We start from the raw sequence: 18,608 nt of genomic DNA, 5'->3' as shown, positions 1-18,608 counted from the left end.
GGGTTCACGAATGCGAGAGTCACGACAGGTGCGGTTCCTGGCCGGTGTCGGGGTGGCCGCGATGGTCACCACGGCGGTAACCCTGCTGGCTTCCCCGGCGCAGGCCGCGACCGGCGAGATCCGTTCCGCCGACGCCAAGGAGAAGGTGTCGGGCAGTTACGTCGTCAAGCTGAAGGACACACCCGCGGCGCTGTCGAGCACGGAGGCCACGGCGAACACCGTGGCGGCCCGTTTCGGTGGCGCCGTGGACCGCGTGTACGGCAGCGCGCTGCGCGGTTTCAGCGTGGAGCTCTCGGAGTCCCAGGCGAAGCGGCTCGCGGCCGACCCGGCCGTCGAGTACGTGGAGCAGGACCAGGTGTTCCACGTCGAGACCACGCAGGCGAACCCGCCGTCGTGGGGCCTGGACCGGATCGACCAGGCGAGCCTGCCGCTCAACTCGTCCTACAGCTACACCTCCACCGGTGCGGGCGTCACGGCGTACGTGATCGACACCGGGGTGCGGATCAGCCACCAGACGTTCGGCGGCCGCGCGGCGAACGGCCGTGACTTCGTCGACAACGACGCCGTCGCGCAGGACGGCAACGGCCACGGCACGCACGTCGCGGGCACCATCGCGGGCAGCCAGTACGGCGTCGCGAAGGGCGCGAAGGTCGTCGCGGTCCGCGTGCTGGACAACGCCGGTTCCGGCACGCTCGCCGGTGTCGTCGCGGGCATCGACTGGGTGACCGCGAACGCCGTCAAGCCCGCCGTCGCCAATCTGAGCCTCGGCGGCGGCGCGTCCACCGCCATCGACGACGCCGTGCGCCGCTCGATCGCCTCCGGCGTCACCTACGCCGTGGCGGCGGGCAACAGCAACGCCAACGCGTCCACGTTCTCCCCGGCCCGCGTCACGCAGGCCATCACCGTCGGCGCCACCGAGCGCACCGACGCCCGCGCCAGCTACTCCAACTTCGGGTCGGTGCTGGACCTCTTCGCCCCCGGCAGCGGCATCACCTCGTCCTGGGGCACCAGCGACACCGCCACCAACACCATCAGCGGCACCTCCATGGCCACCCCGCACGTCGCCGGTGTCGCCGCCCGCTACCTCCAGACCCACACCACCGCCACCCCCGCCCAGGTCTCCTCCGCCCTCGTCGCCGCCGCCACCCCCAACAAGGTCACCAACCCCGGCACCGGCTCCCCCAACCGCCTCCTCTTCCTAGCCCCCACCGCTTAACCCCACCCCTTCGCGAGTCGAACCCTCAGACACCCCGTGTCGAACCTCCAGGCACCCCGAGTCGAACCTCCAGACACCCCCCACGCGGACGATGGCAAATGTCCGAGTGACGGACCGGGTGTCTGGAGGTTCGACTCTCGGTGTCTGAGTGTTCGACACGGGGTGTCTGGAGGTTCGACTCGCGAGTCTTTGTGTGGAATGTGTTGCTACCAGGTGGTTTCCGCGTAGCGCCAGAACCCGATGGCGATGACGGCGCCCGCGACGGCGGGCACTGTGACCGCCTGGTGCAGGAAGACGGCGCCAAGCAGGCTGGTGACGGTGGCGGCCGCGTAGAGGCGGGGGCCCCAGCGCCGGGTGGACCACGCCCCGAGCAGGCCGGCCAGGGCGACCACGCCCGCCAGCACGGTGACGATCGCCGACAGCAGCGCCGGATCTGCCAGGTCCACGCCCCCGCGCGCCCGGTCGACCCAGTCGATCACGCCGATCAGCGACCGGGCCGACGTGTACACGGCGAGCAGGACCACCAGGCCGGTGACGACCGCGGGCCTCCGCCGGGACGGATCGGGTGCCGGGGACGACGCGGAGGGACGTGGCTCTGCCATGCCGGATTCCTACCGCAACCGGACCGCCGTGCGAAGGGCGCGGGGAACGACCGGCGCGCTGATCCGCAGTCGCCGTAAGTGATTCGGCCGGACGGCTCAGCGCCGACCGGCCGGGAACCGCCGGAGCCGGCAGGATCGGTGCCATGACCGACTCCGCAGAACGCTTCGCCGGATTCGCCGAGCTCTACGACCGGGCGCGGCCCAAGCCGCCCGCCGAGATCGTCGAACTGGTCCGGCAGTGGGTCGGGGTGGAGGACCCGGACGTCGTCGACCTCGGCGCCGGGACCGGCGGGGCGACGCTGCTGTGGGACCGCGCCATCGCCGTGGAGCCGTCGGCGGACATGCGGGAACTGGCCCACCAGCGGCTGGACCCGGCGCGTTTCCAGGTCGTCGACGGCACGGCGGAGGCGACGGGGCTGCCCGCCGGTTGCGCCGACGTGGTCACGGCGAGCCAGGCGCTGCACTGGTTCGACCCGGACACCGCGTTCCCCGAGATCGCCCGGATCCTGCGGCCCGGCGGGGTGTTCGCCGCGTTCGACTGCGACTGGCCGCCCGCCGTGGACTGGGAGGTCGACGCGGGCTGGGCGGAGTTCGAGGAGCACCTGCGCGGCGTGGAGCACGGGCCGGACCTCCAGCCGCCGAAGGCCAAGTCGGAGCACGTGGAGCGGTTGCGGGCCAGCGGCCTCTTCGAGCACGTCACCGAGATCTGCCTGCACGCCAAGGAGTCCGGCGACGCCCGCAGGCTCTACGAGCTGGCGCTGAGCCAGAGCGGGTCGATGGCGCTGCGCAAGGCCGGGTACAGCGACGAGCAGATCGGCCTCGACAAGCTGCACGAGGTCGCGAACCGGCGGCTGCCGGTCGTGAAGACGTGGTGGTGGACCTACCGGGTGCGGCTGGCCGTCACTTCCCGGTAGCGGTGGTGATCGACAGCGGCGTGGCGGGCTGGCCGTCCTGCGAGCCGCCCTTGACGCCGCCCGCGACGATCTGGTCCACGATCTCCATCCCGGCGGTGACCTTGCCGACCACCGGGTAGTCCGGGTCGATCTGGGCGGAGCCGTGCACGATGAAGAACTGGCTGCCGTTGGTGCCCGGCCCGGCGTTGGCCATCGCGACGACACCGCGCTGGTAGGCGCCGCGCGCGGGCAGCTTGTCGTCGAACTGGTAGCCGGGCGTGCCGGTCCCGGTGCCGGTCGGGTCGCCGCACTGGAGGACGCCGAGGCTCGGGTTGGTGGTCAGGCGGTGGCAGGTGGAGCCGTCGTAGAACTTCTTCGCCACCAGGAACCGGACGCTCTGCACCGAGCAGATGCCCTGCGTCGGGTCGAGCTGGATGGTCAGCGCGCCCTTGTTGGTGTTCAGGGCGATCGTGGACACCCCGGTGTCCGGGTCGGCCCCCGGCTTCCCGAACGGCTTGGCCGCGCCGGGGGAGTTGTCGTCGCCGTACTTGCACTGGCCCGCCTCGGGGGCGGGCGCCGGACCGGCGACCGGCCTCCCGGTCACGCTGGTCGCGCAGCCCGAGGCCAGCAGCACGACGGAGACGATCACCAGCAGCGGTTTGCGCACGCCGGGATCCTACGGTTTCGGGCGTCACCCACAAGTGGATCCGAAACCTGCTGGCCATGCCCACGGGGGTGTTGGCTAGCCTTGACCGCCAGTCGCCAGTCAGCTAGACGAACACGAGGAGAGCAGCACCCGTGATGCGCACGCACGAGGCCGGGACGCTCCGGGCCGAGCACGCCGGGCAGTCCGTCACCCTGACCGGGTGGGTGGCCCGCAGGCGCGATCACGGCGGGGTCATCTTCATCGACCTCCGCGACGCCTCCGGGGTCGCCCAGGTCGTGTTCCGCGAGGGCGAGATGGCGGAGCGCGCCCACCGGCTGCGCTCCGAGTTCGTCGTGAAGATCGTCGGCGACGTGACCGCGCGCCCCGAGGGCAGCGCGAACCCGGACCTGCCGACCGGCGCCATCGAGGTCTACGCGACCGAGCTGGACGTCCTCAACGAGTCCGCCCCGCTGCCGTTCCAGCTCGACGACCACCTCGAGGTCGGTGAAGAGGCCCGCCTCAAGCACCGCTACCTGGACCTGCGCCGCAGCGGCCCCGCCAAGGCGATCCGCGCGCGCAGCGAGGCCAACCGCATCGCCCGCGAGGTGCTGCACGCCGAGAAGTTCGTCGAGATCGAGACCCCGACGCTGACCCGGTCCACCCCGGAGGGCGCCCGCGACTTCCTGGTGCCCGCGCGCCTGCGCCCCGGCTCCTGGTACGCCCTGCCGCAGTCGCCCCAGCTGTTCAAGCAGCTGCTGATGGTCGGCGGCATGGAGCGGTACTACCAGATCGCCCGCTGCTACCGGGACGAGGACTTCCGCGCCGACCGCCAGCCGGAGTTCACCCAGCTCGACGTCGAGATGAGCTTCGTCGAGCAGGACGACGTGATCGCGCTCGGCGAGCGGATCATCTCCGCGCTGTGGAAGGGCCTCGCGGACCACGAGCTGCCCCAGCCGTTCCGCCGCATCAGCTACGCCGACGCCATGGCGAAGTACGGCTCCGACAAGCCCGACCTGCGCTTCGACGTCGAACTGGTCGAGCTGACCGACTACTTCAAGGAGACCCCGTTCCGGGTCTTCCAGGCGCCCTACGTCGGCGCGGTCGTCATGCCCGGCGGTGCCGACCAGCCCCGTCGCACGCTCGACGGTTGGCAGGAGTTCGCGAAGCAGCGCGGCCACCGCGGCCTGGCCTACGTGCTCGTGGCCGAGGACGGCACGCTGGGCGGCCCGGTCGCCAAGAACCTGTCCGAGGCCGAGCGCGAGGGCCTCGCGAAGGCCGCGGGCGCGAACCCCGGCGACTGCGTCTTCTTCGCGGCGGGTGACCCGGACGGCGCCCGTTCGCTGCTCGGCGCCGCGCGCGTCGAGATCGCGTCCCGCACCGGCCTGATCGACGAGAACGCCTGGTCGTTCGTGTGGGTCGTCGACTTCCCGATGTTCGAGTCGGCGGAGAAGCTCAAGGACGGCGACGTCGCCGTCGGCGGCGGCAAGTGGACCGCGCTGCACCACGCGTTCACCTCGCCCACCCCGGAGTGGCGGGACCGGTTCGAGGAGGACCCCGGCAACGCCCTGGCCTACGCCTACGACATCGTCTGCAACGGCAACGAGATCGGCGGCGGCTCCATTCGTATCCACCGCGCCGACATGCAGCAGCGCGCGTTCAACGTGATGGGCATCGGGCCGGAGGAGGCGCAGGAGAAGTTCGGCTTCCTGCTCGACGCCTTCAAGTTCGGCGCCCCGCCGCACGGCGGCATCGCGTTCGGCTGGGACCGCATCGCCATGCTGCTGTCCGGCACGGACTCGATCCGCGACGTGATCGCGTTCCCGAAGTCCGGCGGCGGCTACGACCCGCTGACGGCGGCTCCGGCGCCGATCACCGCGTTGCAGCGCAAGGAGGCGGGCGTGGACGCGAAGCCCGCGGCGGACAAGGCCTCCGCCGAGAAGTCCGGAACCGACAAGTAAGTGCTCCACCTGCGCGCGGTCAGCCCGGTCGACGTCACCGACCGGGTCTTGGCCGTGCTGGAGGAACACCCCGGCGTGACGCACGTGTTGCTGCTGCGCGGGGCGGCGGTCAAGCCTCCCGGTGACGTCGTCGAGGCTGACGTCGCGCGGGAGGCCACCGACGAGGTGGTGGCCGCCCTGTGCGCGCTGGGGGTCGACAAGCACGGCGGCGTGACGCTGGAGCAGATCGACACGGCGCTGTCGGACGCGGCCGACGAGGCCGAACTGGCCGCGCCCGGTGAGGCCGCGGACGCCGTGGTGTGGGACGAACTGCTGTCCCGCACCGGCGAGGAGTCGCGGCTCAACGCCACGTTCCTGGCGTTCCTCACCATCGCCTGCCTGCTGGCGGCCGTCGGCGTCGTGACCAACTCGACCGTGACGCTCGTCGGCGCGATGGTCGTCGGCCCGGAGTTCGGCCCGCTCGCGGCGGTCTCGGTCGGCCTGGTCCTGAAGCGCTGGGACCTGGTCCGCCGGGCCACCGCCGCGCTGGTCGTCGGGTTCCCGATCGCGATGGTGATCACGGTCGTCGGCGCGCTGCTCGGGTCGTTCGCCGGGTTGTACGACCGGCAGACGGTGATCGGCCAGCACGACTTCGACTTCGTCTACACCGTCGGCCCGTTCTCGCTGATCGTGGCGCTCCTCGCGGGCGCGGCGGGCATGCTGTCGATGACGTCGGCGAAATCCGCCGCGCTCGTCGGCGTGTTCATCTCGGTCACCACCGTCCCGGCGGCGGGTTACGCCGCCGTAGCCGCCGTTCTCGGGGAATGGGAACGCTGCGCGCAGTCGGCGGGACAGTTGGTCGTGAACCTGGTCGGCATCGTCGTCGCGGCGGCGCTGGTCCTGGCGGCGCGGAGCCGGAAGAACCGGGTGGACGACCCCGGAAGACCGTTGTCGACCGGATGACGGTGCCACATCTCGTATGGTTCGTAGTCGTTACCGACAAGTAGTGGTAGTCATTGCTGGTTGAGCACTACCGTCACGATGCCCAACCGACTTCTGTCAGGCACGACGCCGTCATGGCCATTCGGAGTAGGGTCGGAAGGGATGAGCGTGGAGATCACCGCCGGCTCACCGCACGTCGGCGACGAAGCCGCCCCCGGGATCGCGGAAGCGGTGGCGGCCGCGCAGTCGGTGCTGAGCGGGCGGTTCGGGGCACAGATCAGGCTTGCCGATCCCGAGGACCTCGGGGGAGCAGGCCGGTCCGTCGTCGTCCGGGTCCGGGTGGCGGCCACCCCGTTCTCCCTGCCGCGCACGCTGGTGGTGAAGCGCTACCCGCCCGCCGCGGCCGACCGCGACCCGTTCGCGCACGAGACCGTCAGCCACCAGCTCCTCACCGCGCTGCCCTCCGAGGAGCGCCTGACCCCCGAGCTGGTCGCGCACGACATCCGCAAGCGGCTGGTCGTGCTGGAAGACCTCGGCAAGGCCCCGCGCCTCGCGGACAAGCTGCTCGGGCAGGACGCCCGCGCGGCCGAACGCGGGCTGCTGTCGTGGGCGCACGCCATGGGCAGGCTGCACGCCACCACGGCGGGCCGCGACGCGGACTTCGACGCGCTGATGCGCCGCCAGGGCACCCAGTGCTGCCAGGACCCGGTGGCCGTCGACGTGCACGCAGCGTTGGCGGGCCTGCCCGACCTGCTGGAGCGCGAACTGGAGGTCGAGACCTCGACCAAGGCCCGCGAGTTCGCCGCGGCCTCGGTCAAGGGGTTCGTGTCGTCCCGGCGCCGCGCGTTCAGCCCGTCCACCTCGTGCCCGGACAACCACCTCGTGACCGGCAAGGGCGTGCGGTTCCTCGACTTCGAGGGCGGCTGCGTCCGCGACATCGTGTTCGACGCCGCCTGCCTGCGGGTGCCGTTCCCGTCCTGCTGGTGCGCCTACGGCCTGCCCGCGGGCATGTCCGAGGCCATGGTCGCCGCGTGGCGCGCCGAGGTCGGCTCGGTGTGGCCGGACCTCGACGACGACGCGGTGTTCCTGCCGCGCCTGCTGGAGTCCCAGCTGCTGTGGGTGTGGCTGTCCACGTGGCGCGCGCTGCCCAAGCTCACCGCCACCGAGCACACCGGCCACCGCCGCCGGGACGCGCCGCCGCGCAGCACGATCCTCACCGCGCGCTGGACGCGGCTGCGCACCGACGCGGCCTCGCTGCACGTGACCGAGATCGTCGAGCACGCCGACGCCGTCATCGCCGCGCTCGTGGAGACCTACGGCGACAAGGCGATGAACCTGCAGCTCTACCCGGCGTTCCGGTAGCCGGCACGCGGCGTTCGCCGCACTTCCACCCCACCGACATCCACCTGCGCGACCGCAGCGGCGTGGTATTGGGCAACTTGACCGCCGTCGGCACCCTGCTGCGCCACGCCGCCTGGGCCCTGGTGAAGGGCATCCCCTGGTCGTGGCGCCGCGGGCGCGACCTCTTCCCGTTCGGTGGCGCGGATCATCCGCGCCGATTCCGATTCTGAATCGATTCGAAACAGCCGACCGGCCCCGGTGGGGTTACGCTCGGTGTGGTTGAGCAGACAGCCGCGAATCGCAGGTGCTTCTCGACCGGTCGGGGCGATGGTTGTGGATTATTCGGATGTCGACGCGGTCGCGCGTGTTGTCCGCGACTGCCTGGTCGTCGAGGTTGTCGGAGAGCTCGACATGGACACCGTGCCGGGCGTCGAAAGCGCGATAGGCCGAGCCTTCGAGGGCCACGACGGCCCGCTGGTGCTCGACCTGACGCGGGTCACCTTCTTCGGGTCGACCGGCCTGACCATGCTCCTGGAACTGCGCGAGGCCTGCCGAACCCGCGGCCTCCCGTTCCGGCTCGTCGCGGACTCCAAGGTCGTGCTGCGACCGTTGGAGCTGACCGACCTGCTGCGCGAGTTCGTGATCATGGGGGCGGTGGACGAGGCGGCCGCCTGCTAGCCGGGACGCGCCGTGGCACGAAAGGGACATGCTTCCGCCGAAAAGATTGAACTTTCAAGCTTCACCGGTAGGTTCGAGGTGACCTTGAAACCCGGCGGCCGTTTTCGTGCTGCCTCCACCGCAGGAGTGTCATGTCCCAGCTCACCACCGGCTCATTTCGCACGCGCAGCACCGGAGTCGCGTTGCCGGTGTCGATCGTCAGCGCGGCGATCGTGTCCGTCGCACTGGACGCCGTCATCGCCGCCGTCGCCCACGGCGCGGGCGCCTCGGACGAGTTCCCACCCCTGATGCTGCCCGCGTACACCTTCCTGAGCGTGCTGGGCCTGCTGATCGGCGGCATCGCCTGGGCGGTCGTCCGCGCCAAGGCCGCGAACCCCGCCGGATTCCTCCGCATCGGCGTCCCGATCGTCGTCCTGGTCAGCTTCGTACCGGACATCATGACCGGCATCAGCAAAGCCCAGCCCGGAACGACCTGGGGCGCCGTAGCCGCACTCATGGTCATGCACATCGTCGTCGCCGCAGTCGGCGTCGCAGCGTTCAACTACTTCATGCCGGTCCGCCAAACCGATCAGGCCTGAACAAGCTCGCCCAACCGCGCTGACACCGGGAAGAATCGCCCAACCACCCACCCGCCGAGCAGCGCTCGTCCGCCGTGCGGCCGGCTTGACTTGGGGTTTTTGGGCCTGCAATTTGTCGGCGGGCATCTCCACCACCTGCCCTTTCAGCCCGACCAGGCCCAAAAAAGGGGCCCCAAGTCAAGCCGGCCGCACCCGGAGACCTCGGATCCGACGCTCCCTGAACAACAAACCTAAGCCGTCGCATCCACAACCATCCCGACAAGGGTGTCGACCAACTCCTCAGCACTGATACGCCACAGCTCCGTATCAAGGTGACCACTGATCCCCATATCCACGATCCCGTGCGCGCTGGTCACCAACAACGCGCCATAACGCCCCGCGTTCGATTCCCCCACCACCGCGGCCACCACACCCAAGAACTCCTCCTGGAACCGCCCAGCCGCACGAACGGCCGCCTCCGGATCCCCCTCTGGCCCGCAAAGCTGCACCCGAGCACGCTCGACCCCATCACCGCGCTCCTCCGGCCGATCCCCCCGCCGCCGGAACAGCATCCGGTACAGATGCGGCTGATCCCGCCCCACGTCGATCTGGGCGTGCAAAGCACCGCGCAGCCTCTCGGCGGCCGACAACGCCGGATCGGCCCTCAAAGCCCGCACCCGGTCGCCGATCCGTTCCCAGCTCTCGGCCGCCACAGCCGTCAGCAGGCTGTCCTTACCCGCGAAGTGCCGGTACGGCGCCCCCCGTGTCACCCCCGCCCGCGCGCCCACCTCCCGCAGGGTGACCGCCTCGGGACCGCCGAGATCCAGGAGTTCGGCGGCCGCGTCGAGCAGGGCACGGCGGGTAGCGGCGGCGGAATCCGCGCGGGTGACCATGTCGCCCATCCTACAGTTGACGTCGTCATCTGAACTGGTACCCTCGTAGAGGTGACAACGTCATCTGAAACCAAGAAGCTGGTGGCCGTGACCGGAGCCTCCACCGGCATCGGCGCGGCGACCGCCCGTGAACTCGCCCACCGGGGGTTCCACGTCCTGGCTGGCGTGCGACGCGACCGCGACGCCGACACCATCCGCGCGGCAGGCGTCGAACCGGTCATCCTCGACATCACCGAGCCCGAGCACGTCGAGGCCCTCGCCGAGCGGATCACCGCCGACCCGCGCCCGCTGCACGCGCTCATCAACAACGCCGGCATCCAGGTGAACGGCCCCGTCGAGTCCCTGCCGATGGACCGGTGGCGGTGGGTGTTCGAGGTCAACCTGTTCGGCCACGTCGCCATCACCCAGGCACTCCTCCCCGCGTTGCTGGCGAGCAAGGGGCGGGTGATCAACATCAGCTCGATCGGCGGCAAGGTCGCCATGGCCACCTACGGCGCGTACGCGGGCGCGAAGTTCGCCCTGGAGGCGGTCAGCGACTCGCTGCGCCGGGAGGTCGAGCCGCTGGGCGTGCACGTGATCGTCGTCGAGCCCGGCGGCGTGCGCACGGAGATCGCCAACCGCGGGGTCGCGACGGCGAACGACCTGGCCGCCGGGATGACTGCGGAGCAGGAGGGGCGCTACGGCGACATGGTGCGGGCGACCAACGCGCTGATGGCCACGGGCACGGAAGCGGGCGTGAGCGCCGAGGTCGCCGCGCGGGTCCTCGCGAAGGTCGTGACGGCTCGCAAACCGCGCACCCGTTACGCCATCGGCAAACCGGCCGCCGTGATCACCCGCCTGACCAGGGTGCTGTCCGACCGCACGCTCGACCGCGTCCTCGCCGCCAACCTGCGCCGCCAGCAGCCCGCGGCGGCCGTGCCCGCGCACAGCGGATGACGGAAAGCGCCTTCCGGCGAGCCGGGCGCCTCGGACGTGGGTGCGGCCACCCGCCGCAGGGGACGGGTGGCCGCGGTGAGGGCTAGAAGCCCGAGTTCCCACTTCCCCTGTTGAGGGTGTAGCCGGTCGAGTTGAGCAACCCGCCCGACCGGGCACCGGTCACGGTCGTGTTCGAGATGGACGCGCTGCCCGCCGCGTTCAGCTCGATCCCGTACGTGCCCGCCCCGTTGACGGTCACCCGGTCGAAGCTGAGACCGGTCACCGTCTTCTGGAAGCTCACCAGGATCCCCTGGTAGGTGCTGTCGGTGATCGTCATGTCCGACACCACCACCGGGGTCGTGATGTCCTTGGTGTCGGCGTAGATCCACAGCGCGCCGAAGTACGAGTTCCAGTTCGGCTCGTACCCGCCGGTGCGCAGCAACGTGTTGCGCCGCACCGATGTCGTGCCGGAGAACGCGATCGGGTTGAACCTGGTGCTGATCGCGATACCGGCCGACGCGGTCACCGTGTCGGAGATCAGGTTGTCCTCCGCCCGGTTGCCGCTGCCGCCGTAGACGCCGATCCCGTTGGCCAGCAACGGGGACTGCACCGTGTTGAACGTGTACGCGCTGCCCGTGACGGCCGCGCTCTCGGAGAACATCGCGAGCGCGTCGTCACCGGTGTTGCGGAAGGACGACTGGTCGATCCGGACGTTCGTCGTGGCGATCCCGTCCTTGGCGTGGATGTTCACGCCGTCGGCGAAGGTGTCGCGGACGCGCATCCCGACCGCGTACAGGCCGTTCGTGCCGGAATCCGGCCACATGCCGACCTTGGTGTGCTCGGTCCAGACGTTCTGCAACAGCGATCCGGTGCCGAAGTTGCCCTCGATCGCCGCGTCCGAGGCGTTGTCCAGCCGCGACCGCACGTCGCCGAAGATCGCCAGGTCGGCGATGGTGACGTTGCCGCCGGTGGCGAAGAACCCGCCGCGGTTGGCCGTGCCCTGGATGACCGTGTGCCAGGGGCCCGCGCCGAAGATCCTCACGTTGGCCACGTTGATCGCCGCGGTGATCCGGAACGTGCCCGCCGGGATGAACAGCGGCTTGTTCTGCGCCGACGCGGCCGCGATGGCGGACCTGATCGCCGCGGTGGCGTCGGAACCGTTGTTCGGTACGGCGCCGTAGGACGTGACGTTCAGGGCGCCGTCGGGAGCGGCGGCGGCCGCCGGGGCGACCTCGGCGTCGATCAGGTCGACGTCGACGTACGCGGCGGAGCCGGAGTCCTTCTGGAGCTTGACGACCGTGCCCGCGGGCTGGTCGCCGATCTGCGCGCGGGTCTCGTCGTAGAAGTGGTGGGCGTTGCCCTCCGACGGGGTGTTCGTGTACGGGTAGTTGCCGTACACCCAGCTGAACGCCGAGGTCAGGCCGAGGTCCTGCTTCTTGGCGCCGTTGGTGTACAGGGCCAGCGGGGCGGTCTGGCCCGCGCCGTCCGCGCTGTCCGGGATGGAGTAGCGGACGACGACCGCGTTGGCGGGCTTGGTCAGCGTGATGCTGACCGACTGGCCCGTCGTCAGGCGCACCGCGCGCCTGCCGCTGGACTCCGACTGCACGGTCTTGAACGTGCGGTCGGCCGCGAGCACGGATCCGTTGGTGCTGCCCGCTTCCGCCTCGTACTCGGTGTAGGGCAGCGTCGCCCCGCGGGTCGCCGGCGCGGTCTCGTTCGCGACCACGACGCTGTCGACCAGCGCGTCACCACCGTTTCCGGTGAGCGCCAGGGTGTTCACGCCCGCGCGCAGCGGCACGGACACGGTCGTGGTGCGCCAGTCGGCGCCGGAGGTCAGCGTCGCGGTCCCGGCGTCGCGGCCGTTGACCGACACGCCCAGCGTGCGGCTCGCGCCGCCGCTGTTGTTGAACCGGATCGTGGCGGTCGCCGTGCCCGCGTTGGCCATGGCGACCGTGCGGACCAGGCGGGCGCCGCTCGTGCCGAAGCCCGAGACGTAGCCGGGGCCGCTGAAGCCGGACGTCGAGTTGCCGACGGTGGCGCCACCGGAGAGGAAGGCCGACTCGGCCTCACCCGGACCGGCGGGCGGTCCGACGACCACGGAAGTCACGGTCAGGCTGTCCACGTTGACGTTGCCGGAATCCGTGCTGTCGAAGGCGATCGCGACCGTGTGGTTGCCCGCGGTCAACGTGGCCGACTCGGTCGCCGTCGCCCAGGTGTCCCAGTTGGCGGTGGCGGGCAGGGAGATCTGGCGCAGCTTGGTCCCGTCGACGTAGAGCGAAAGGGTCATCACCGCCCCGGTCCCGTTGGCGTACCGGACGCCGAGCGACTTCTCGCCCGCGCTGGTGGTGGACACCCCGAAGGCGGTCTTCGCGCCGCCCTTGTTGCCGTCGGTGTAGCCGCCGACGAAACCGGTGCCGGTGAAGCCGGTGTGGTCGGTCGCGACGACCACCCCACCGGACAGCGTGCCGCGCTCGGCCTCGAACAGCGGACCCGCGGCCGGACCGTCACCGGGTGAACTCGCCGTCACGTCGAGGAAGTCGACGTTCACGTTGCCGTTGTCGGCCGACCCGAAGCTGTAGGCGACCGAGTGCGAACCGGCGGTCAGCGCGACCGTCGTGGACGCGGTGGCCCAGCTGTCCCAGTTCGCCGTGGCGGGCAGGCTGATCTGCCGCGGCGAGGCGCCGTCCACGGTCAGGGTCAGGGTCCTGGCCGATCCGGTGCCGTTGGCGTAGCCAAGGCCGAGGCCGTAGTTGCCCGTCGCGGGGGCGGCCACGGTGAACGCCGCTTTGGCGCTGCCCCTGTTGGCGTCGGTGAATCCGCCGATGAATCCCGTTCCGCTGTAACCGGTGTGGTCGGTCGCGACGACCGCGCCACCGGAGAGGGTCGCGCGCTCGGCCTCGACACGGGTGGTGGCCGCGTTGGCGGGCGCCAGTGGCGAGAGCGCGAGGGCTGTGATGGCCAGCAGGGTGACGAGGCGACGTCCGTGGCGCCTTGTTGGTTTCACGATGACTTCCGTTCCGTTGTGGTTTCAGCCCTTCACGGCACCGGACAGCGCGCCGCCGTTGAGGAACAGGCGCTGGAAGGCGAGGAACAGGGCGACAGGGATGACCGTGGAGATGGCGAGCGCGGCGAGGAACACGTCGAGCTCGATGAAGCGCTGCAACGCGGGCAGCCGCACCGACAGCGGCTGGACGGCCGGGTCGGGCAGGACGAGCATGGGCCAGAGGAAGTCCTTCCACGCGGCGATGACGGCGAACACCGACACCACCCCGAGGATCGGCCGGGACATCGGCAGCACGACCGACCAGAACAGCCGGAACGGGCCCGCCCCGTCGACGCGCGCGGCCTCGAAGACCTCGCGCGGCAGGTTGTCGAAGAACCGCTGCACCAGCAGGATGTTGAACGCGTTCGCGCCTGCGGGCAGCCACACGGCCCAGAACGTGTTCACCATGGACATGTCGACCACGGTCAGGTACAGCGGGACCAGGAGCACGACCGCGGGCACGAACAGCGTCGCGAGCACGACCCCGCTAAGGGCCTTGCGGTAGCGCGGCCGCAGCACGGACAGGGCGAACCCCGCGGTCGTGGCCACGACGATCTGCACGAGCCAGGACCCGGCGGCGATCCAGACCGTGTTGAGGAAGTACTTGTCGATCTGCACCCTCGTCCACGCCGTCGCCAGGTTCGCGAAGTCGAACCCGTTGGGCCACAGGGCGAGCGGGTGGCGCAGGGTGTCCTGCGTGGGCGTGATCGCCGCCTTCGCGAGCCACAGCATCGGGCCCAGTCCGGCGATGAACAGCAGCACCAGCAGGATCGCGTGCACCACACCCGCGGTGCCGCGGATCCGGGGCTTGCGCCAGTCGAACGTCGAGAGCACACCGCGGTCGCTCATGAGGCGCTCCAGGAGCGGGTCAGCCGGAAGTAGATCGCGGACAGGACGGCCAGCACCGCGGCGAGCACCAGGCTCAACGCGGTCGCCGAGCCGTAGTCACCGCCGAGGCTGTTGGCGAAGGCGTAGTTGTAGATGAGCAGCAGCACGGTGGTGGTGGCGTTGGCCGGCCCGCCGCCGGTGAACAGGAACGGCTCCAGGAACACCTGCGCCGTGCCCACGATCTGGAGGATGAACGTGATCAGCAGGACGCCCCGCAGCTGCGGGATCGTCACGTGCCAGACCTTGCCCCACACCGAGGCGCCGTCGATCTCCGCCGCCTCGTACAGCTCCGGGGGGACGCCGGTCAGCGCGGCGAGGTAGATGATGATCGTGCCGCCCGCCGCGGCCCAGGTCGCCTCGATGACCAGCGACACCATCGCCGTGCCCGCGTCCTGCAACCAGGGCACCGGGCCGATCCCGACGGCGCCGAGCATCGTGTTGAACACGCCGGTGGGACTGGCGTCGTAGAAGAACTTCCACAGCAGCACGGCCACCACCGGCGGGATCACCACCGGCAGGTAGGCCAGCGCGCTGTAGAGGCCCTTGAACCGGCGGACCTCGCTCATCAGCACCGCCGCGAGCAGCGGGACCGGGTAGCCGAGCAGCAGCGCCAGCACGGCGAACCACAGCGTGTTCTTCACCGCCGTCCAGAGCAGCGGGTCGTCGAGCACCGCGCGGAAGTTGTCCAGCCCGACGAACGTCGGCGCGGTGACCAGGTTCGTCTCCTGGAAGCTCATCACCACCGCTTGGACGATGGGCGACCAGGAGAACAGCCCGAACACGGCCAGCATCGGCAGGAGGAACACCAGGGTGCCCAGCCCGCCCCCGCGCACCCAGGAGGCAGGCGAGCGCCGGGTCCTGCGGCGCGCGGGTGCGGCGGGCGGGGGAGCCGCGGCGGGCAGCACCCCCCGATCCGCCATGGGTGGGGCCGTCACTTCTTGTCCAGCAGGGCTTGTGCCTGCGTCTGCGCCCCGCTCAGCAGCGCGGCCACGTCGGCGCCCTTGTCGGTCAGCACGGACTGCACCACCGGGTCGAGCAGCGCGTACACCTGCTGGGTGGAGCGGGTCGGCTCCGGGACCAGCGGCTGGTCGAACATCCTGTCGGTGTAGGGCGCCATCTGCTTGAGCGGCACGTTGACGTACTGCTGGATCCAGCCGAGCCTCTTGTCGAAGGTGGCCTTGTCGAACACCGGCAGCTCGGGCGACCCGACGGCCTGCCCGGAGTCCGCGGTGGACTTCGCGTCGGCCACCGCCGCGTCCTGGTCGGTCAGCTTCTCCATGTAGTAGAAGTCGATCCACTTCACGGCCGCGGCCTTGACCTTGTCGGGGGCCTTGGCGCTGACCGCCGCGAGCGTCCCGCCGCCGAGCACGCCGGAGTCCGAGCCGCTGGCGAGCGGAAGCGCGGCGACACCGTAGTCGTCGGCCTTCATCGCGTTCTGCGCGACCAGGGAGCCGTAGTTGCCGCCGCCCGAGATGTACATACCGATCCGGCCCGCGGCGAAGTCCTGGTTGATGGTTCCCCACTCGTACAGGAAGTTCGAGCCCATGCTGTTGTCGTCCCAGCGCATGGCCCGCACGGTCTGCAGCGCCTTGACCATCTCAGGCGTGTCCACCGTGGACTTGGCGTTGTCGCCGTCGAGCTCCTCGGTGCGGCCGCCGAACGCGTAGTCCATCGTGGTGGCGATCCAGCCGCCGGTGTTGCCGCTGGTCATCATCGCGTACCCGGCCTGGCCGGTGCGCTGGGAGATCTGCTTGGCGGCGCTGCGGATCTCGTCCCACGTGGTCGGGGGCTTGTCCGGGTCGAGCCCGGCCTGGGTGAACAGCGTGCGGTTGTAGTGCAGCGCCTGGCCGTGCGCGGCGATCGGCACCGCCCACATCTTGCCGTCCGCCGCGGAACCCGCCTGCGCGATCTTGTCGTTGAAGCTCTTGGCGTACGGCAGTTCCGCGACCTGCCCGCTGATGTCGGCGATCTGCTTGCGCTCGATCAGCCCCCGCCCGTCGGTGAACGGAACGGTGAACACGTCGGGCAGCGTGCCGCCCGCGAGCTGCGTGGTGAACGTCGTCGCGTCCCACTTGTACTCGTGCTGCACCAGGTCGATGGTCGGGTTCGCCGCCTCGAACTGGGACACCCGCGTGGTGAACGCGTCGATCGCACCCTGTTCCAGACCGGGGTCGAGCGAGACGTTGACCAGGGTTCTGCCGTCGGCGCTCTCGGCGCCACCGCCACCTGAGCACGCGGCGAGCGCGGCGGCGGTGGCGATCGCCAGGACAGCGATGGACTTCGAGGACCTCATCGTCCCTCCAAAGGGCGTGAATCAGGTACGCAGCCAGACGGCCGTGTCGGTCGGAAGGGAGTCGGCGGCCAGGTCGCCGCTGGCGAGCAGGACGGAGGAGTGCGGGGGCAGTGCGAGTGCCGTCGGGCCCAGGTTCACCAGGCACAGCAGGTCCTCGCCGCGCCGGAACGCGATGACCCCGTCGGGGGAGTCGGTCCAGGCGAAGTCCTCGCCGCGCAGCGCGGGTTCGGACCGCCGGACCTGGAGCAGCGAGCGGTAGAGCGAGAGCATCGAACCGGGGTCGTCCTGCTGCGCCTGCACCGAGTACCCGCCCCAGCCCACGGGCTGGGGGAGCCACGAGGGCGCGGTGCCGTCACCGAACCCGAACGTCGCCCCGTCGGCGGTCCACGGCAGTGGCACGCGGCAGCCGTCGCGACCGGGGTCGATCCCCTCGGACCGGAAGTACATGGGGTCCTGGAGCGCGCCGCGCGGCAGGTCCTCGACCTCGGGCAGCCCCAACTCGTCGCCCTGGTACAGGTACAGCGATCCCGGCAGCGCACCGGTCAGCAGGGCCGCGGCCCGTGCCCGGCGCTGCCCGGTGGCCAGGTCGGTCGGGATGTCGAACCGCCGCGCGGCGAAGCCGAACGAGCTGTCCTCGCGGCCGAACCTGGTCGCGGGCCGGGTCACGTCGTGGTTGGACAGCGTCCACGTCGGCGGCGCGTCCACCGGGCGGTGGGCGTCCACTGTGGACTGGATGGACTCGCGCAGCTGGGCCGCGTCCCACGGGCGCATCATGAAGTCGAAGTTGAACGCCGTGTGCATCTCGTCGGGGCGCAGGTAGCGGGCGAACCGCTGCTGGTCGGCCAGCCAGATCTCGCCGACGAGCATCCTGGGCTCCTCGTAGGAGTCGGCGACCGCGCGCCAGCCGCGGTAGATGTCGTGCAGCCCGTCGCGGTCGACGAACGGGTGCTGCCCCGGAGCCTGCTCGCCGACGAGCGCCGGGAAGCTCTCGTCCTTGACGGGCATGGTCGCCGAGTCGATCCGGATGCCCGAGACCCCGCGGTCGAACCAGAACCGCAGCACGTCCTCGTGCTCGCGCCGCACGTCCGGGTGGTTCCAGTTGAGGTCCGGCTGCTGCGGGGCGAACAGGTGCAGGTACCACTCGCCGGGCGTGCCGTCGCTGTTGGTGGTCCGCGTCCAGGTGCCGCCGGAGAAGCTGGAGATCCAGTCCGTCGGCGGCCCGGAACCGTCCGGTCCTCGACCCTCGCGGAACCAGAACCGTTGGCGCTCAGGCGATCCCGGCTCGGCGGCCAGTGCCGCCTTGAACCACTCGTGCTGGTCGGACACGTGGTTGGGGACGATGTCGACGATCGTGCGGATGCCCAGCGAGGCGGCCTCGGCGATCAGCGACTCGGCCTCCTCCAGGGTGCCGAACGCCGGGTCGATCGCGCGGTAGTCGGCGACGTCGTACCCGCCGTCGGCCAGTGGTGAGGAGTACCAGGGCGTGAACCAGATGGCGTCGACGCCGAGGGCGCTGAGGTAGGGCAGTCGCGAGCGCACCCCGGCGAGGTCGCCGGTGCCGTCGCCGTTGCCGTCGGCGAAGCTGCGCGGGTAGACCTGGTAGATCACCGCGTTGCGCCACCACCCGGCCGACGCGCCGGAAGCGTTGCGGACAAAGGTCGATGTGCTGGTGCTCACGAAGCTCCATCCATGGACGACTGGTCGGGACGTACCGTCGGGACTTACCACTGTGGACGCTCCGGCCGCCGGATTCGCGGATTAGGT

Annotated in this window: 16 protein-coding genes; 8 read left to right on the top strand and 8 right to left on the bottom strand. The window is 70.7% G+C overall.

The features are described 5' to 3' along the window. Positions 1-10: 10 nt before the first annotated feature. Complete coding sequence (locus tag RM788_RS13380; protein ID WP_315931963.1) at positions 11-1,216, top strand: S8 family peptidase; 1,206 nt, start codon at positions 11-13, stop codon at positions 1,214-1,216. Positions 1,217-1,422: 206 nt separating this feature from the next. Here RM788_RS13380 and RM788_RS13375 read toward each other — a convergent pair whose 3' ends face one another. Further along, entirely contained in the window at positions 1,423-1,818 is a 396-nt protein-coding gene (locus tag RM788_RS13375; RefSeq protein ID WP_315931962.1) for a hypothetical protein, read from the bottom strand. 143 nt (positions 1,819-1,961) lie between these two features. Between RM788_RS13375 and RM788_RS13370 the strand changes: the two genes are divergently transcribed. Beyond that, positions 1,962-2,732 (top strand): class I SAM-dependent methyltransferase, encoded by a 771-nt coding sequence (locus RM788_RS13370; RefSeq protein ID WP_315931961.1) that lies wholly within the window; start codon positions 1,962-1,964, stop codon positions 2,730-2,732. Here RM788_RS13370 and RM788_RS13365 read toward each other — a convergent pair. After that, positions 2,719-3,378: a peptidylprolyl isomerase gene (locus RM788_RS13365; RefSeq protein WP_315931960.1), complete on the bottom strand. Its 660-nt coding sequence runs from the start codon at positions 3,376-3,378 to the stop codon at positions 2,719-2,721. The genes RM788_RS13370 and RM788_RS13365 overlap by 14 nt on opposite strands. Positions 3,379-3,509: 131 nt before the next feature. On the opposite strand from RM788_RS13365, the gene aspS reads away from it, so the two are divergent. The 5 genes from aspS to RM788_RS13340 all read left to right on the top strand — a co-directional run bounded on the left by aspS (position 3,510) and on the right by RM788_RS13340 (position 8,833). After that, a complete protein-coding gene (gene aspS, locus RM788_RS13360; protein ID WP_315931959.1) occupies positions 3,510-5,315 on the top strand; it encodes an aspartate--tRNA ligase in 1,806 nt (601 codons plus the stop codon). After that, a complete protein-coding gene (locus tag RM788_RS13355) occupies positions 5,316-6,257 on the top strand; it encodes a DUF389 domain-containing protein (RefSeq protein ID WP_315931958.1) in 942 nt (313 codons plus the stop codon). A 141-nt stretch (positions 6,258-6,398) separates the two neighbouring features. Then, on the top strand, positions 6,399-7,598 hold the full coding sequence (locus RM788_RS13350) for a hypothetical protein (RefSeq protein ID WP_315931957.1): 1,200 nt from the start codon (positions 6,399-6,401) through the stop codon (positions 7,596-7,598). 312 nt (positions 7,599-7,910) lie between these two features. Continuing rightward, positions 7,911-8,255, top strand: coding sequence for an STAS domain-containing protein (locus tag RM788_RS13345; RefSeq protein WP_315931956.1), 345 nt, complete (start codon positions 7,911-7,913; stop codon positions 8,253-8,255). A 131-nt stretch (positions 8,256-8,386) separates the two neighbouring features. Then, positions 8,387-8,833: a DUF6069 family protein gene (locus RM788_RS13340; protein WP_315931955.1), complete on the top strand. Its 447-nt coding sequence runs from the start codon at positions 8,387-8,389 to the stop codon at positions 8,831-8,833. Between the two features lie 230 nt (positions 8,834-9,063). On the opposite strand, the gene RM788_RS13335 is transcribed toward RM788_RS13340, so the two are convergent. After that, positions 9,064-9,705 (bottom strand): TetR/AcrR family transcriptional regulator, encoded by a 642-nt coding sequence (locus tag RM788_RS13335; RefSeq protein WP_315931954.1) that lies wholly within the window; start codon positions 9,703-9,705, stop codon positions 9,064-9,066. A 51-nt stretch (positions 9,706-9,756) separates the two neighbouring features. Here RM788_RS13335 and RM788_RS13330 point away from each other — a divergent pair, with 51 nt between their 5' ends. Beyond that, entirely contained in the window at positions 9,757-10,641 is an 885-nt protein-coding gene (locus RM788_RS13330) for an SDR family oxidoreductase (RefSeq protein WP_315931953.1), read from the top strand. An 82-nt stretch (positions 10,642-10,723) separates the two neighbouring features. Here the strand turns inward: RM788_RS13330 and RM788_RS13325 are convergent, their stop codons facing one another. From RM788_RS13325 to RM788_RS13305, 5 genes are read right to left on the bottom strand one after another with little or no spacing between them, the layout of a single operon-like run. Then, the gene (locus tag RM788_RS13325) at positions 10,724-13,624 is read right to left on the bottom strand and encodes a CBM35 domain-containing protein (RefSeq protein ID WP_315931952.1); all 2,901 of its coding nucleotides are present in this window, start codon (positions 13,622-13,624) and stop codon (positions 10,724-10,726) included. A 24-nt stretch (positions 13,625-13,648) separates the two neighbouring features. Further along, positions 13,649-14,512 (bottom strand): carbohydrate ABC transporter permease, encoded by an 864-nt coding sequence (locus RM788_RS13320; RefSeq protein WP_315931951.1) that lies wholly within the window; start codon positions 14,510-14,512, stop codon positions 13,649-13,651. Further along, positions 14,509-15,471, bottom strand: a complete 963-nt coding sequence (locus RM788_RS13315; protein ID WP_315931950.1) for a carbohydrate ABC transporter permease — start codon at positions 15,469-15,471, stop codon at positions 14,509-14,511. Before RM788_RS13315 ends, RM788_RS13320 begins: the two co-directional genes overlap by 4 nt. A gap of 11 nt (positions 15,472-15,482) precedes the next feature. Further along, complete coding sequence (locus tag RM788_RS13310) at positions 15,483-16,844, bottom strand: ABC transporter substrate-binding protein (protein WP_315931949.1); 1,362 nt, start codon at positions 16,842-16,844, stop codon at positions 15,483-15,485. A 21-nt stretch (positions 16,845-16,865) separates the two neighbouring features. Next, on the bottom strand, positions 16,866-18,521 hold the full coding sequence (locus RM788_RS13305) for a glycoside hydrolase family 13 protein (protein WP_315931948.1): 1,656 nt from the start codon (positions 18,519-18,521) through the stop codon (positions 16,866-16,868). Positions 18,522-18,608 lie beyond the last annotated feature (87 nt).

It is taken from the genome of Umezawaea sp. Da 62-37 (assembly GCF_032460545.1).
Lineage (GTDB): Bacteria > Actinomycetota > Actinomycetes > Mycobacteriales > Pseudonocardiaceae > Umezawaea.
The sequence above is the reverse complement of the archived record's forward strand: the minus strand, read 5'-3'. Positions and strand labels throughout refer to the sequence as shown.